Annotated in this window: 14 protein-coding genes; 9 read left to right on the plus strand and 5 right to left on the minus strand. The window is 71.2% G+C overall.

Annotation, left to right across the window (positions count from 1 at the left end; genetic code table 11):
- Positions 1-88 precede the first annotated feature (88 nt).
- Positions 89-1,072, plus strand: coding sequence for a LysR family transcriptional regulator (locus RA210_RS16725; protein WP_201487344.1), 984 nt, complete (start codon positions 89-91; stop codon positions 1,070-1,072).
- Between the two features lie 63 nt (positions 1,073-1,135).
- Positions 1,136-1,438, plus strand: coding sequence for a hypothetical protein (locus RA210_RS16730; protein ID WP_201487345.1), 303 nt, complete (start codon positions 1,136-1,138; stop codon positions 1,436-1,438).
- A gap of 30 nt (positions 1,439-1,468) precedes the next feature.
- Here the strand turns inward: RA210_RS16730 and RA210_RS16735 are convergent, their stop codons facing one another.
- Positions 1,469-2,323, minus strand: coding sequence for a class I SAM-dependent methyltransferase (locus RA210_RS16735; RefSeq protein ID WP_201487346.1), 855 nt, complete (start codon positions 2,321-2,323; stop codon positions 1,469-1,471).
- A 170-nt stretch (positions 2,324-2,493) separates the two neighbouring features.
- On the opposite strand from RA210_RS16735, the gene RA210_RS16740 reads away from it, so the two are divergent.
- The 4 genes from RA210_RS16740 (at position 2,494) to RA210_RS16755 (ending at position 5,322) form a co-directional block, all read left to right on the plus strand.
- Positions 2,494-3,435, plus strand: a complete 942-nt coding sequence (locus tag RA210_RS16740; RefSeq protein WP_201487347.1) for an AraC family transcriptional regulator — start codon at positions 2,494-2,496, stop codon at positions 3,433-3,435.
- A gap of 247 nt (positions 3,436-3,682) precedes the next feature.
- A complete protein-coding gene (locus RA210_RS16745) occupies positions 3,683-4,129 on the plus strand; it encodes an acyl-CoA thioesterase (RefSeq protein ID WP_136491743.1) in 447 nt (148 codons plus the stop codon).
- Between the two features lie 215 nt (positions 4,130-4,344).
- Entirely contained in the window at positions 4,345-4,854 is a 510-nt protein-coding gene (locus RA210_RS16750; RefSeq protein WP_201487348.1) for a hypothetical protein, read from the plus strand.
- A 207-nt stretch (positions 4,855-5,061) separates the two neighbouring features.
- Entirely contained in the window at positions 5,062-5,322 is a 261-nt protein-coding gene (locus RA210_RS16755; RefSeq protein WP_236574788.1) for a DUF2790 domain-containing protein, read from the plus strand.
- Between the two features lie 33 nt (positions 5,323-5,355).
- Here the strand turns inward: RA210_RS16755 and RA210_RS16760 are convergent, their stop codons facing one another.
- Positions 5,356-6,819, minus strand: a complete 1,464-nt coding sequence (locus RA210_RS16760) for an aminotransferase-like domain-containing protein (protein ID WP_201487349.1) — start codon at positions 6,817-6,819, stop codon at positions 5,356-5,358.
- 154 nt (positions 6,820-6,973) lie between these two features.
- Between RA210_RS16760 and RA210_RS16765 the strand changes: the two genes are divergently transcribed.
- Positions 6,974-7,573 (plus strand): LysE family translocator, encoded by a 600-nt coding sequence (locus RA210_RS16765; RefSeq protein WP_201487350.1) that lies wholly within the window; start codon positions 6,974-6,976, stop codon positions 7,571-7,573.
- 67 nt (positions 7,574-7,640) lie between these two features.
- On the plus strand, positions 7,641-8,087 hold the full coding sequence (locus tag RA210_RS16770; RefSeq protein ID WP_201487351.1) for a 3'-5' exoribonuclease: 447 nt from the start codon (positions 7,641-7,643) through the stop codon (positions 8,085-8,087).
- Here RA210_RS16770 and RA210_RS16775 read toward each other — a convergent pair.
- From RA210_RS16775 to RA210_RS16785, 3 genes are all read right to left on the minus strand, one after another.
- Positions 8,084-8,338: a hypothetical protein gene (locus RA210_RS16775; protein ID WP_201487352.1), complete on the minus strand. Its 255-nt coding sequence runs from the start codon at positions 8,336-8,338 to the stop codon at positions 8,084-8,086. The two genes, RA210_RS16770 and RA210_RS16775, sit on opposite strands and share 4 nt — an antisense overlap.
- Before the next feature lie 65 nt (positions 8,339-8,403).
- Positions 8,404-9,300: a DUF2950 domain-containing protein gene (locus tag RA210_RS16780; protein ID WP_201487353.1), complete on the minus strand. Its 897-nt coding sequence runs from the start codon at positions 9,298-9,300 to the stop codon at positions 8,404-8,406.
- Positions 9,301-9,314: 14 nt separating this feature from the next.
- Positions 9,315-10,712, minus strand: coding sequence for a DUF3300 domain-containing protein (locus tag RA210_RS16785; protein WP_201487354.1), 1,398 nt, complete (start codon positions 10,710-10,712; stop codon positions 9,315-9,317).
- Positions 10,713-11,039: 327 nt separating this feature from the next.
- On the opposite strand from RA210_RS16785, the gene RA210_RS16790 reads away from it, so the two are divergent.
- Positions 11,040-14,861, plus strand: a complete 3,822-nt coding sequence (locus RA210_RS16790; protein ID WP_201487355.1) for a DUF3427 domain-containing protein — start codon at positions 11,040-11,042, stop codon at positions 14,859-14,861.
- Positions 14,862-14,934 lie beyond the last annotated feature (73 nt).

Consider the following 14,934-nt stretch of genomic DNA (forward strand, 5'->3'; position numbering starts at 1 on the left):
ACCCGCCGAGGACTCCGGTTTTCGCAGGACGCGCCCCCACCCAGGAACTGCCGGGATCCCAGCCCGTTGCCTGCCCCACTGGAGCCCGATGGACATCCTCTTCAACATGCGTGCCTTCGTCTGCGTGGCGGAAACCGGCAGCTTCACCGCCGCCGCTGCACGCCTGGACCTGACCACCTCCTACGTGTCGCGCGCGGTCGCCGCCCTGGAAACCCACCTGCGCACCCGCCTGCTGCACCGCACCACGCGGCGCATCGCCCTCACCGAGGCCGGCCAGCGCTACCTGCGCCGCTGCCAGCAGATCCTCGGCGAGATCGCCGAGGCCGAGGCCGAGGCCGGCGACGCCCATGCGCTGCCGGCCGGCAACCTCCGCCTGCACGCCATGCCGGGCATCGGCCAGCACTACCTGATCCCGGCGGCGGCCGCCTACAGCGAGCAGTTCCCCGAGGTCAGCTTCGACCTGACCCTCAACAACCGCACCCCCGACATCCTCGACGAGGGCTACGACGTCTCGGTGATCACCGCGCGCGAACTGCCCGACTCGGGGCTGATCTCCAAGCAGCTGGGCACCATCTACAGCGTGCTGTGCGCCGCACCCGACTACCTGGCCCGGCACGGCGTGCCCGCGCAGCCCGCCGACCTGCAGCGCCACCGCTGCCTGCGCCTGGTCTACCCGGTGATGAGCCTCGACAAGTGGCTGCTCGACGGCCCCGACGGCCAGGAGCTGGTCACCGTCGGCCGCAGCCACTTCCAGGTCAACACCGTCGAGGCCATGACCGTGGCGCTGCGCGCCGGCATGGGCATCGGCGCGCTGCCGGTGTACTCGGCGCTGCGCAGCCTGCAGGACGGCAGCCTGGTGCGCGTGCTGCCCGGGCACACCCTGTATCCGCTGGGGGTCTATGCGCTCTATCCGTCGCGCCAGTACCTGGACGCCAAGATCCGCACCTGGGTGGAATTCCTGCGCGAGCGCCTGCCGGCGCGCCTGGCCGCCGACGAGCAGCTGCTGCTCGACTGCAGCCCCGGGAGCAGGCGCACGGCCGCGCCGACACAAAGTCTTACAGCCCCGGATTGAGCCATCCGCGCGCGGCGGTCCTAGTGGGAGGCCGGATCTGCCGGCGCCACAGGAGCCCCGTTCATGCTTTCGCGTCTTGTCCTCGTCACCGCCCTGCTCGCCGGCCTGGCGCTGCTCATCCAGGCGCCGGCCCGGGCCTCCGACCGTGACGACCACTACCGCTACGACCGCTACGACGAAGTCCGGCGCGCGCCGGCGTACTACCACGAGCCGCGCCCGGCCTACCGCGACCGCTACTACCGGCCCGCACCGGTCTACCGCCCGGCGCCCCGCTACCGCCACGAGCGCCACCGCCATGCCCATCGGCACGACCACTACCGTCGCCATCACCGCGACCACTACTACTACAGCGACCGGCGCTGGTAGACGGGGCGGCTGAGCCGTCCCCGCTTCGCCCTACCTGCGGGTGATCACCACCTCCAGATATTCCCCCGGCACCACCAGCGAGTCGGCGCCGCCGACGTTGCGCGCTGCCAGCATCTTCTCGAGGTCGGCGTGCAGCGCCGCCTGCCCGGCGGCGTCGAGGGCGGCGAAGGCCTTGTGGGTCGGGCCGTAGTAGCGGCGGAACACCTCGATCCAGTGCGCCGCCGACAGGTAGCGGAAGTTGAACAGCCGGCGCGTGCAGCGGATGTCGGCGGCCTGCGGGCCGAACAGCTCGACCAGACCGGCCTCGTCGCCCCAGCGCAGCGGCGAGCGCAGGCCGGCCGGCGGCGGCAGGTGGGCGCCGATCACCCGGAACAGCTCGCCGATGAAGCCCTCCGGCGTCCAGTTGGCCAGGCCGATGCGCCCGCCCGGGCGCACCACGCGCAGCAGCTCGGCGGCGGCGCGCGGCTGGTCGGGGGCGAACATCACGCCGAAGGTGGACAGCGCGACGTCGAAGCTGGCGTCGGCGAACGGCAGCGCCTCGGCGTCGGCGACCTGGAAGTCGACCGCCAGGCCCTCGGCGCTGGCGCGCGCGGCGCCCTTGTCGAGCAGGTGCGCCACGTAGTCGGTGGAGGTCACCCGGGCGAAGCGGCGCGCCGCGGCCAGGGTGGCGTTGCCGTTGCCGGCAGCGACGTCGAGCACGCGCTCGCCGGCGCGCAGGTCGACGGCCTCGGCCAGCGACTCGCCGACGATCTGCAGGGTGGTGCCGATCACCGCGAAGTCGCCGCTGGCCCAGGTGGCCTGCTGGCGCGCCTTGATCGCGACGAGGTCGGGTTGCGGCGTGGCGCTGGCGGCCGGGGCCGGGCAGCTGTGGGCGGGGGTGGTCATGGACGGTCTCCTCTGCGTACAGGACGGGATATCCCGACGAGCCCATTGTTCCGCCGCGGGGCAATCGGTGCTTCACTGGAAATCCGGGAAACTTGTCCGTGCGTCCGCGATGGACGCGGGCGAGGTCCGCCCCCCTGCGCCGGCGCCGCCGGCACGGAGCCAGGCCATGAGTGGAGACCCGCTGTCGGATCTGCTGCGCAGCGTGCGCCTGCGCGGCGCGGGAGATCGCCGCGGCGGTGCTGCCCGGCGCCGAGCACGTCATGGAGTTCCACATGGTCGCCCGCGGCAGCGGCTGGGCGGCGGTCAGCGGCCTGCCGCCGGTACGCCTGGAGAGCGGCGACATCGTGATGTTCCCCCACGGCGACGCCCACGTGCTGTCCAGCGCGCCGGGCCTCGCGCCGCAGCGCATCGGCGTCGAGTGGGTGTTCGCCACCCGCCACCAGCCCAAGCCCATCCCGGTCGCCTTCCACAGCGGCGTGCGCGAGCCGGGCGCCAGCGCGCCGCTCGAGGAGGCCGACAGCGTGCTGGTGTGCGGCTTCCTCGGCTGCGACCTGCGCCCCTTCAACCCGCTGATCGCCGCCCTGCCGCGCCTCCTGCACCTGCCGGCGGCGCGCGCCGGCGACTGGATCGCCCGGGTCATCGACCAGGCGGCGCACGAGTCGGACGCACCCGGCCCCGGCGCCGAGGCGGTGCTGGAACGGCTGGCGGAGATGATGTTCGTCGACACCGCGCGGCGCTATCTGGACAGCCTGCCCGCGGACGCCACCGGCTGGCTGGCCGGGCTGCGCGACCGCCACGTCGGCCGCGCCCTGGCCCTGCTGCACGAGGCGCCGCAGCGGGCGTGGAGCATGGACGAGCTGGCCCGCGAGGCCGGCCTGTCGCGCTCGGCGCTGCACGAACGCTTCCTGCAGTTCCTCGCCCAGCCGCCGATGCACTACCTCGCCCAGTGGCGCATCCAGCTCGCCGCGCGCCTGCTGCGCGAGAGCAACCGCACCGTCGCCACCATCGCCCAGGAAGTCGGCTACGAGTCGGAGGCCGCCTTCTCGCGCGCCTTCAAGCGCCTGGTCGGCGTGCCGCCGGCAACCTGGCGGCGCAGCGTGGCGGCAGAGTGAGCGGCCGGGCGCCTTGCCGGGGCTTGCCGATCCTCCGGCAAGCGCGGCCGTGGCCCGGTGGCAGCCGGACAGCCAAGCGTCGCTGCGCACCACCCGGTCATGGCCAGGACGGTGGCCGGTGGAGATGCTGATGATCCTCACCTTCGCGCGCCTCGAGGTGCTGCCGGCAGCGGGTGCCGCAGCTCGCTCCTGGCGCCTCGGCCGCTTAGACTCTAGGCATCCCCCACACCATGACCAGGGATCGCCCATGGCCCGCCTGCAACTCGACCTGCCCGAAGACGGCTTCCGCTTCTCCACGCGCATGACCGTGCGCAGCACCGACATCAACGCCGGCCAGCACCTCGGCAACGACGCGCTGGTGTCCATGCTCTCCGAGGCGCGCTCGCGCTTCCTGTTCGCCGAGGGCATCGACGACGCCGGCGACGAGGACGGCCTGGGCATCGTGGTCACCGACCTCGCCACCCTGTACAGGGCCGAGGCCTTCGCCCGCGACGAGCTGCTGTTCGAGGTCGGCGTGATGGACTTCAACAAGTACGGCGGCGACATCACCTACCGGGTCAGCCGCCCGGACGACGGCGCGCTGATCGCGCTGGCCAAGAACGGCTTCGTGTTCTTCGACTACCGCGCCAGCAAGGTGGTGGCGATGCCCGAGGCGTTCCGCGCGCGCTTCCCGGGCGTCAGCCAGGCGGCCTGACGGCCCGCCCGCATCGGACCGCCGGCCGCGCCCGCCGGCGCAGACTGGCTAGACTTGCAGCGAGGCAGCGCGCCTTGGGCGGTACAGCGGAGCGTCGGCTGGGCCCGGTAAGGAGAAATCCTCTCGGCTCCCGAGGTTGCCATGTACTTCCCACCCCTGCGGCCAGCCCGGCTGGCCCGCCCCCGCCGTCCCCATCCGTGCACCGGGAGACGGCCATGAGCCGCCTGACTGCACGTCCGCGCCCGGCCCAGGCCGGCCGCCAGCTGATCGTCGTGCCCATCCTGCTGCTCGGCCTCGGCCTGGCCCTCGCGCTGGTGCTGAATCCCCAGCGGCCCACCCCGCCCCCGCCGCCGGCCCAGCCCGCGCCGCCGCTGGTGGAGATCAGTCCGGCGCCGGAACCGCCGCCACCGGAACCCGCGCCGGCCGCGCAGCCGCAGCCTGCCCCGGCGGCCAGGCCGGCGACGCCCCGGGAGCTGACCGAGTGCCTGCCGCGCGGCAGCCACACGCTCGACAATGCGGTGGCGCGCTGCCGCTTCGGCACTCCCGACGGCGCACCGCAGGCCGCGGCCGCCCAGCCGCCGGCCAAGACCGTCGCCCCCCGCGAACTCCGCCACTGCCTGCGCCCCGGCAGCAACGTGCTGGACAACGAGGTGGCGCGCTGCCGCTTCGGCACCCCCGACGGCGCCCCCAGGGCCGCGCGCTCGCGCCCGCCGGCCCAGGGCTAGCCGCGGCGCCGGGCGCCGGACGCACAGAAGCGCCGGCGATCAGCGCCCGCGCCGCTACTTCCTAACGATTGGCCGCGGGCAGCCCCCGCGGCCTTTACGCGCCCGGAAGCTGGCTAGAATTTGTCCGTGGCGTGACGCTGTAGGCCGCACGGAACCGTCGGCTCGCCCGAGTAGGGAAATGTCCTGTCGGAATCGCTGAGGTACCCCATGAACATCAAATACTGCCTGCTGCCCCTGCTGGCCTGCTCGAGCCTGGCGCTGGCGGCCGAACCGCCGGCCGAATCCTATGCCTACGGCATGCGCCTGGACATCGCCCGGGTGGTGGAGATCGTCGAACCCTACGAGCTGTACGGCACCTGCCGCGTGGTGCCGGCGCGGATGACCTACGAGGACTCCGCCGGCCAGTTGCAGATCATCGAATACCTGCGCATGAGCAGCGTGTGCAGCGACATCGAGGGCAGCCTCTGAGCCTGCGCGCGCAGCGGCCGGAGCATCCGCACCTCAGGGCGCGGACGCTCCGGCGGCCAGCGCCGTGGCCAGCTCGCCGAGGCGGCGCAGCGCGCCGGTGACCCGCTCGTCCAGCTCCTGGCAGCAGGACAGGCGCAGGCAGTGACGGAAGCGCGCGCCGTTGGAGTACAGCTGGCCGGGGATGATGACGATGCGCTCGGCCAGCGCGGCGTGGAACAGCTCCAGGCTGTCCACCGTCTCCGGCAGCTCCAGCCACAGCAGGAAGCCGCCGACCGGCTGGGTGGCGCGGGTGCCGGCCGGGAAGTGGCGGGCGACGATCCCGCGCACCGCATCCACCTGCGCCGCATAGCGCCGGCGCAGGACGCGCAGATGGTGGTCGTAGCCGCCGTTCTCGAGGAACAGGCCGACCGTCTCGGCCAGCAGCACCGACTCGGCGACGCTGGAGCTGAACTTCAGCTGGCGCACCGCATCGCGGAAGCGCCCCGCCTCCAGCCAGCCGATGCGGTAGTCCGGCGCCAGGGTCTTGGTGTAGCTGGCGCAGGTCATCACCCAGCCGTCGCGGTCGAAGGCCTTGACCGTCGGCTGCAGCGGCTCGGCGAACTGCAGTTCGGCGTACAGGGCATCCTCGATCAGCGGCACCCGGTGGCGGTTGGCCAGCTCGGCCAGGCGCTGCTTGGCGGCCACCGGCATGCTGCAGCCCAGCGGATTGTGCACCGTGGGCATGGCGATGATCGCCGCCAGGCGCTTCTCCTCCAGCAGCAGCTCGAGGGCGTCCAGGGCCAGGCCGTGCTGCGGATGGGTGGGGATCTCCAGCACCTTGAGGCCAAGGCTGGCCAAGAGCGGATAGAGGTTGAAGTAGCTCGGCGCCTCGATGCCCACCGTGTCGCCGGCGCGGGTCACCGCGCGCAGCGCCAGCTGCAGCGCCTCCATGGCGCCGTGGGTGAGCACGATGTCGTCGGCGGCCAGGGTCATGCCCAGCAGCGCGGCGCGCCGGGCAATCTGCTCGCGCAGGCGCTGCGAGCCGGGCGGCAGCGCGTAGCGCGCCACCAGCTGCGGCTGGCGACGCAGCAGGCCGGCGGTCAGCCGCGCCAGCTTGGCGCCGGGATAGAACGCCTCGCCGCGCGGGCAGGCCAGCGCCAGGTCGACGTGGTCGGCGCGCTGCTGGCACTGCAGCACCACCGCCATCAGGTCCTCGATCTCGCCGGCCTTGCGCACCCCGGCCGGCTGCTCGCGCAGCGGCCGCTGCAGCGGCGGCAGGCTGCTGCGCACGTAGTAGCCCGACTGCGGGCGCGCCTCGATCAGGCCGCGGTCCTCGAGCAGGCGGTAGGCGGCGGTGACGGTGTTGAGGCTCAGCTCGTGCTGCGCCGCGCAGGCGCGCACCGACGGCAGGCGGGCGCCGGCCGGCAGGCTGCCGCGGTCGATGGCCTCGGCCAGCTGGTCGGCGAGCAGGCGGTAGCGGACAGGTGCGGACGCAGGTGCGGACGCAGGTGCATTCATGGCGGATCACCGGTGACAGCGGAGTGGGCGAGGCATGGTGACAGTTGCCCTGACGGCCACTCTGTCACCATGACAAAAGCGATTTCGTGAGTCTGTCACCATCCACCGCCAGTGCCTAGCATGGACTGCCATGGATCAACCGCAGGAGCCCGCCATGCTCGAAGCCCTCGCCCTGGCCAGCTACATGGGAGTGATGTCGATCACCCCCGGCCCCAACAACATCATGCTCACCGCCTCCGGGGTGAACTTCGGCTTCCGCCGCACCCTGCCGCACATGCTCGGCATCGCCTTCGGCTGCTCGCTGCAACTGCTGCTGTGCGCCGCGCTGTTCGCCCAGATATCCGGCTGGCTCGGCGAGGTGCGCCCGGCGCTGGCGGTGGCCGGCTGCGCCTACCTGCTGTGGCTGTCGCTCAAGCTGGCGCGCGCCGGTGCTCCGGGCCGCCGCGAGACGGCGCGGCCGATGGGCTTCGTCGCTGCCGCGCTGTTCCAGTGGGTCAACCCCAAGGCGTGGATCATGGTGCTCAACGCCTGCGTGCTGTTCCTGCCGCAGGGCGGCCAGCTGCCGGCCGCCGCGGCCATGGCGCTGCTGGCGCTCATGGTCAACCTGCCGTGCATCGCGGTGTGGGCCTGGGGCGGCGAACGCCTGCGCCACTGGCTGCAGCAGGACTGGGCGCTGCGCCTGTTCAACCTGAGCATGGCCGGCCTGCTGGCCGCCACCGCGCTGTGGCTGCTGGTGGAGGAACTGCTGCGCTGAGGCGCTGGCGGCCGGCGCCACGCCGGTCCAGACTTGCCAGCCCGAGACACGGACGAACGAGGCAACCATGCGCACGCTGTACATCGACACCGAGTTCACCCAGCTCAGCGCCGAACGGCGGCTGATCTCCCTGGCCCTGGTGGCGGCCGACGGCGCCGAGTTCTACGTCGAGCTGAGCGACGGCTGGGAGCAAGCCGACTGCTCGGACTTCGTCGTCGAGGTCGTCCTGCCGCAGCTCGACCTCGCCACGCACGGCCGTCCGCGCGCCGAAGCCCGCGCGGCGCTGCACGCCTTCCTCGCCGGCCTGGGCGCGGTGGAGGTGGTCGGCGACGCGCTGGCCTGGGACTGGCCGCTGCTGCTCGACCTGCTCGGCGCGCCGGGCCTGCCGGGCAACGTGCTGGGCTGCCGGCAGGTCGACGACCCGCTGGCCGTACTGCCGCCCGAGGAGGTTCCCCACCACGCGCTGCTCGATGCGCGCCTGCTGCGCGACCTGTGCGAGGGCGGCGGCGACTAGGCGTCGCCCTCCTGCAGGCGCTGCAGCTCGCGGCGCACCATGCCGGCGTAGTGCGGCGGACTGAGCGCATACAGCTCCCCGGCCACCCAGCTCAGCCAGCGCGCGCCCAGCTGCTCGCGCGCCGCCAGCAGGCGCTCGGCCTCGGCCCGCGCGCGGGCCTGGTGGGCGCGGTGGTAGTCGGCGCGGGAAGTCGCGCCGTGGTCGTGGTCGTGGTCGTGGTCGTGGTCGTGGTCGTGGTCGTGGTCGGACATGCTGCGGCTCGCGAGGCGGAGACAGGCAGTCTACCGCCCCTGGGGCCGACCGCGGGACAGCGCGCTCAAGGCTGCGCCAGCTCCGCCTCCTTCACCTCGTGCCAGCTGCTGTCGGGATCGAAGCGCGGCATCGCCAGGGCGAGCTTGGCGCCGTCCGGCCCCATGTCCTTCTCGAACACCAGGCCGTCATGGCTGATCATGAAGCTCATCACCCCGCTGTCGCCGTAGCGCGCCGGCCAGGCGATCAGGGCGAAGCCGCGGCTCATGTCGGCGCCGATCTTGTAGGCGTAGGCGCCGCCCGGCGCCGACGGCCCCTGGGCGTCGAGGATGCGGTAGCGGTAGCCCTGCCACTCGCCGTCCGGCAGCTCGTCGCCGAACAGCGGGCCGAGCGGGCTCTGCGGCACGCCCGGCTCGTCGGGCCAGTACAGGCCGTCGTACCGGCCGTCGCTGCTCATGAACTGCTGCGCGTACTCGAGCACGCCGTCGCCGTCGTGGTCGGCCTCGGCGTAGTCCATCTGGGCGTCGTGGTAGGCGCGCACCGCCTGCATGGCGGCCAGCTCGTTGCGGCCGATGCGCCGCGCGCGGATTTCCTCGCCGCCAGCCCGGGGATCGAAGCGCCAACCGTCCCGGCCGTGGACCAGCGGCAGCGGAAAGGTCCAGGGCGTGTTGCCGACCACCAGACTGGCACGCGCCTCGTCGGCCAGGCGGATGGTGCGCTGCTCGCGGTAGAGGGCGAGGAAGGCGTCGACGTCCTTGCGCTCGATGTCATCGGTGGGGATGAAGGTCTGCCAGTCGTCGCCGAGCAGCGCGGCCATGCGCTGGGGATCGGCGTGCTCGGTGCCCAGCGCGGCGATCAGCGCATCGACGGCAGCGGTGGGGGTGGCGAAGGCTTGCTGGGCGCGCGCCTCCCAGGTCAGCAGGGCCAGCAGCGCCGGCAGGCAGATACGCAAGAGCGGATGCATGGGATGTCTCCTGGTCAACGCCGGAAGCCGCCGCCACCGCCACTGCGGGCCGGCCTGCTGGGTGCCGAGCGCTGCACCGGACGGCTGGCGCGCTCCGCCCGCGGCCGGCTGGCCGAGGCCCGGCTGGCTTCGCCGCGGTTGGCGACGGCCCGCGAGCGCGCCGGCTCGCGCGCCCCGGCGAAGGCGTTGTCGCGCGTGCCCGGGCTGCTCGCGTACTGCTGGCGCGCCTGCTGGCGGGCCTGCGTGCTGCTCTGCGTGCGCTGGCGCGGCTGGGCGCCGGCCTCCGCGCGCTGGGGCCGTTGCGCCTGGCTGCGCATCTCGCGGTCGGCGACCTGCGCCCGCTCGCGCGCCTCGCGGTTGCTGGTGGCCGGCGCCTCGATGCCGCGCTGGCTGAGGGTCTGGCGGGCGCGCTCGCGTTCGGCGCCCCGCGCCGGTTCGCGGCCGCGCAGCGCGTCGCGCTGCTCGGCACCGGGCAGACGCTGGCTGTAGCGCTCGCGGCTGGCGTTGTCGCGGTAGGGCACGCCGTCGCGGTTGACCGCGTTGTGCTGCCACTTGTTCTGCCTGGCGTTGATCTGGTTGTTGCGGTTGATGTTGTTGTAGCGGTTGACGTCGATGTCGATGTCGCCGTGGCCCCAGTCGCAGTCGCCCCAGATCGAGTCGATGATCGCCACGCCGGCGGCGAAGCCCAGGCCGGCCACCAGCGCCGAGCCGAAGTAGTAGCCGGGCGGCGGCGGGTAGTACACCGGCGGATAGGCCGGATAGGGCCAGCTGCCGTAGACCACGCTCGGGTTGTAGCTGGGCACGTAGATCACCTGCGGGTCGGCCGGCTCGATGATGATGGTCTGCCCGGCCGGCGGCGCCTGCACCACGGTGGTGGGGCCGCCCTCTGCCGCACTCTGCACGGTGACCTTCTGCTGCTCGTTGGACTCGAGGTTGCCGGCGGCCTGCGCCTGGCGGCGCAGGCGCTGCACCGAATCCATCACCTCGCCGGGCTGGGCGAGGAAGGCATCGCCGACCCGCTGCACCCAGGCCGGATCCTGGCCGAGGGTGACCAGCACCGCCGGGAAGGCCACCAGCGACTGCACGCTGGGATCCCAGGGCTGCTCGGCGACCTGACGCACCGCGTCGTCGCCGCTGGCCTTCGGATGCGCCTTCGACCAGGCCACCGCATCGGCGACATCGCCCGGGTAGGTGCTGGCCATCAGCACCTGGGCCAGCAGGGCGTCCGGATACAGCGCCAGCGGCGCCATCATCTGGTCGAGTTCCTCCTGGCGGAACACCGCGGCAGCGGGCGCGGCGGCGGGCGCGGCGCTGGCGGCCTCCGTGGCCGCCTGGGCAGCGCCCGGCTGCGGCCAGCCGCCGAGGGCCAGCCAGGCGAGCAGGATGGCGCTGAAACGACGATCGATACGCATGGAGCCTCTCCTCGAGCAGGCCGGCGGCCCAGCAAGCATAGGTCGCGCCCCCGCTGCGTGCCCGCTCGCCCGACCGGGGGCCGGACGCGCCGGAAAGCGCCGCACGCCGCGCGACTGGCCGCTGTTTCGGCGCCGCTACCTCAATCCCCAGGACCACACCGTCTTTACCCCTGCGAGAGGGCTGGCATAAGGTAGCGCTCCTCATGGCAGACCGTGGTACCTCAGGGATGGTCCCTTCGCCTCAGCTTCCCGATGCTCGACGTCGGCACCGCTGCGCACTCCTGATCTGCCCCCTTTCGGCCAGCCGGCCGCAATCGGAGTTCTTCAGTGAGTAGCACCGACGCCTACTACGCCCGCAACGCCCAGCAGTTCATCGCCGACACCCAGGACGTGGACATGCAGGCGCTCCATGCGCCCTTCCTCGCCGAACTGCCGGCCAGCGCCCACATCCTCGACGCCGGCTGCGGCGCAGGGCGCGATGCCCTAGCCTTCCAGCGACTCGGCCATCAGGTCAGCGCCTTCGACGCCAGCGCGCCGCTGGCCGAGCACGCCAGCCGACTGCTCGGCCAGACCGTGCCGGTCAGGCGCTTCGCCGAGGTCGACGAAGTCGAGCGCTACGACGGCATCTGGGCCTGCGCCAGCCTGCTGCATGTGCCGGCAAGCCAGTTGCCGGACGCCTTCGCCCGCCTGTGGCGCGCGCTCAAGCCCGGCGGGGTGCTGTACTGCAGCTTCAAGCTGGGCAGCGGCGAGCGCCTGCACCACGAACGCCACTTCACCGATGCCGACGAAGCGCGCCTCGCCGCCTGGACCCAGCAGCTGCCCGGCCTGACCCGCACGCACTGCTGGACCAGCACGGACCAGCGCCCCGGCCGCAGTGAGCAGTGGCTGAACGCCCTGCTGCACAAGGCGCCCAGCAAGCTGGTGACCGGCGGCGACGAGCACCCGTTCCTGCCGCACCTGTGCGCCGCCATCCATCAGGCACACCGCGTCGACATGGCGGTCGCCTTCATCAAGACCACCGGCCTGCGCCTGCTGTTGCCCGACCTGCTGGAATCCCTGCAACGCAGCGAATCCCAGCTGCCGCCGGCGCAGGTGCGCATCCTGACCAGCGACTATCTGGACGTCACCGATCCGGAGGCCCTGCGCCTGCTGATGCTGCTGGCCGAACAAGGCGCCCAAGTGCGCGTCTACCAGAGCAGCGGCAGCAGCTTCCACCTCAAGGCCTATCTGTTCAGCGGGCAGGATTGGGGACGCGCCTTTATCGGCTCCAGCAATATCAGTCGACTGGCACTGCAGCAGGGCCTGGAGTGGAACTACCGGATCGACTACCCCGGCGATGACGGTTATCTGGAAGCCCGCCGGCGTTTCGACGAGCTGTTCGCCCACCCGCGCAGCACGCTACTCAGCGACGCCTGGATCGACGCCTACGAGCAGCGCCGCATCCAACCGACGCAATCCTTCGAACCGGGCAGCACCGAGAGCGAACCGCCACCGACGCCCAGCAAGGTGCAGCGCGAGGCGCTGCAGGCGCTCAGCGCCACCCGCGCCGAAGGCTACCTGCGCGGGCTGGTGGTGCTGGCCACCGGCCTCGGCAAGACCTGGCTGGCCGCCTTCGACGTCAAGCAGATGGGCGCACGGCGGGTGCTGTTCGTCGCCCACCGCGAGGAAATCCTCAACCAGGCGGCGGCGACCTTCGCGCGCATCCAACCCACAGCGAGCATCGGCTTCTACCGCGGCCAGCAACGCGACAACCAGGTCGACATCCTCTGCGCCTCGGTGCAGACCCTCGGCAAGGCCGAGCACCTGCAGCGCTTCAAGGCGCAGCACTTCGATTACCTGGTGGTCGATGAATTCCACCACGCCTCGGCGCCGACCTATCGCCGCCTGCTGCAGCATTTCGCCCCGGCCTTCCTGCTCGGCCTGACCGCCACCCCGGACCGTACCGACAACGCCGACATCCTCGCCCTGTGCGACGACAATCTGGTCTATGCAAGCGACCTGTTCTGCGGCGTCACGGAAAAGCTGCTGGTGCCCTTCCACTACTACGGCGTCTTCGACAGCGACGTGGATTACCAGGCCATTCCCTGGCGCAATGGCCGCTTCGATCCCGAGCTGCTGGGCAACAAGCTGGCCACCCTCGGCCGCGCCCGCCATGCGCTGAGCACCTGGCGCCTGCATGCCCAGCAGCGCACCCTGGCCTTCTGCGTCTCCACCCGCCACGCCGACTTCATGGCCGACTACTTCCGCAAGCAGGGCGTGCGGGCGGCGGCGGTGTACGCCGACTCCCAGCTGTCGCGCGGCGAGGCGCTGGAGCAACTGAGCGCCGGCCAGCTGCAGGTGCTGTTCTCCGTCGACCTGTTCAACGAGGGCGTCGACCTGCCGAGCATCGACACGGTGATGATGCTGCGCCCCACCGAGTCGAAGATTCTCTTCCTGCAGCAGCTCGGCCGCGGCCTGCGCAAGGCGGACGGCAAGGACAAGCTGGTGGTGCTCGACTTCGTCGCCAACCACCAGAGCTTCCTGCACAAGCCGATGGCGTTGATGAACCGCAGCATGAACCACCGCCAACTGGCCGAGTTCGGTCGAAAGGCGGAACGGGGCCAACTGGAGCTGCCGGAAGGCTGCTTCGTCAATTACGACCTGCAGTTCATCGACTTCCTCAAGTCGCTGGACAGCGCCAGCGTGCAAAGCGACTACCGCAGCCTGCGCGAAGTGCTCGGCCGCCGCCCCAGCCTGACCGAGTTCTACCGTTCGGGCGCCAGCCTGCCGGACATGCGCCGCCAGCATGGCCATTGGTTCGCCCTGATCGCCAGCGAGGAAGCCGAACTGCCACAGATCGAGCGTCAGCTCATCACCAAACACGGCGACTTCCTGCGCGAGCTGGAAACCACCGCGATGACCAAGAGCTACAAGATGGTCCTGCTCGAAGCCTTTCAGGAACTGGACGGCTGGCGCGAAGCTGTCGAACTCGCACAACTGACCGAGCGCTCCTGGCAAGTGCTGCAACGCCGCCGCCCGTTGCTCGGCGATCTGCCCGAGGAATATCAAGGCGCGAAGCAGATGCCTGGAGACTGGCTGAGATACTGGAAAAAGAACCCCATCGACGCCTGGACCGGCGGCCGCTATTTCAGCGTCGAGGAAGGCCTGTTTATCGGCAATCTCGTCGTCGCTGAAACGGCCATCGCACCGCTGACAGATATGGTGCAGGAACTGGTGGACTACCGCCTGACCACCTACGCCGCACGCACGGCCCCAATCCCGGACAACGTGCATCAGCTACCGAGCCACCCACAGCAGGTGGAACTGGCCTATTTCCCCAGCCTGAAAATCGCCTGCGGCCACTTCCGCACCAGCCGCGCCGACTACGAGGAATACCGCGCGCTCGGCCAGCAATACGGCAACCTCGACCCGTCCCGCCACTTCCTCGCCCGCGCTTCCGGCAACTCGATGAACGGTGGAAAGAGCCCAATCCGAGACGGCGATTACCTGCTGTTGGAAGTGATCGGCAGCGACAACGCCGGCAAGATCACCGGTGAAACCGTGGCCATCGAGCGCCAGGACGAATCCGGCGACAACCAATACCTGCTGCGCAAAGTCCTCAAGGACGCCAACGGCCAATACCGCCTGCGCGCCAACAACCCCGACTATGCCGACATTCTGGTCAGCGACGAACTACGGGAACAGCTGCGCACCTTCGCCCGCCTGAAAGCGGTCATCGACCCGCTGCAAATGCAGGTCGGCCAACGCTTCATGCGCGAGGAAATCCCGCCGCTGTTCGGCGTCGAGTTCAATGCTGGCAACTGGAACAGCGGGCATGTGGTGATCGGCGAGCGCAATGCCCATGTTTTGCTGGTCACCCTGAACAAGCAGGGCAAGGCCGAAGACCTGCGCTATCGAGATCACTGGATCGACGAGCAGCATTTCCACTGGCAGACGCAGAACCAGACGGCGCCCGACAACAAGCGCGGCAAGGAAATCATCCACCACGCGGCACTGGGCATCGACCTGCACCTGTTTGTGCGGGACAACAAACTGGAAAACGGCAAGGCGGCGCCGTTCCGTTACTACGGCAAGGTGAACTACCAGAGCCATAGCGGCAGCAAGCCGATGAGCGTGGTGTTTGAGCTGGACGCGCTGACCGTCGCGTGACCGTCGACGGGCGGGGTGCGCACTTCCGTTGTGCGGCAACCTGCTGCGCGCCCTGGCCGTCATCGCCCTGCCG

Origin of the sequence: Pseudomonas sp. OF001, assembly GCF_904426495.1 — a bacterium.
Lineage (GTDB): Bacteria > Pseudomonadota > Gammaproteobacteria > Pseudomonadales > Pseudomonadaceae > Geopseudomonas.

Coding starts and splice junctions, on each gene's coding strand:
- RA210_RS16725 (WP_201487344.1), top strand. CDS start 89: ATGGACATCCTCTTCAACATGCGTGCCTTCGTCTGCGTGGCGGAAACC.
- RA210_RS16730 (WP_201487345.1), top strand. CDS start 1,136: ATGCTTTCGCGTCTTGTCCTCGTCACCGCCCTGCTCGCCGGCCTGGCG.
- RA210_RS16735 (WP_201487346.1), bottom strand. CDS start 2,323: ATGACCACCCCCGCCCACAGCTGCCCGGCCCCGGCCGCCAGCGCCACG.
- RA210_RS16745 (WP_136491743.1), top strand. CDS start 3,683: ATGGCCCGCCTGCAACTCGACCTGCCCGAAGACGGCTTCCGCTTCTCC.
- RA210_RS16750 (WP_201487348.1), top strand. CDS start 4,345: ATGAGCCGCCTGACTGCACGTCCGCGCCCGGCCCAGGCCGGCCGCCAG.
- RA210_RS16755 (WP_236574788.1), top strand. CDS start 5,062: ATGAACATCAAATACTGCCTGCTGCCCCTGCTGGCCTGCTCGAGCCTG.
- RA210_RS16760 (WP_201487349.1), bottom strand. CDS start 6,819: ATGAATGCACCTGCGTCCGCACCTGCGTCCGCACCTGTCCGCTACCGC.
- RA210_RS16765 (WP_201487350.1), top strand. CDS start 6,974: ATGCTCGAAGCCCTCGCCCTGGCCAGCTACATGGGAGTGATGTCGATC.
- RA210_RS16770 (WP_201487351.1), top strand. CDS start 7,641: ATGCGCACGCTGTACATCGACACCGAGTTCACCCAGCTCAGCGCCGAA.
- RA210_RS16775 (WP_201487352.1), bottom strand. CDS start 8,338: ATGTCCGACCACGACCACGACCACGACCACGACCACGACCACGACCAC.
- RA210_RS16780 (WP_201487353.1), bottom strand. CDS start 9,300: ATGCATCCGCTCTTGCGTATCTGCCTGCCGGCGCTGCTGGCCCTGCTG.
- RA210_RS16785 (WP_201487354.1), bottom strand. CDS start 10,712: ATGCGTATCGATCGTCGTTTCAGCGCCATCCTGCTCGCCTGGCTGGCC.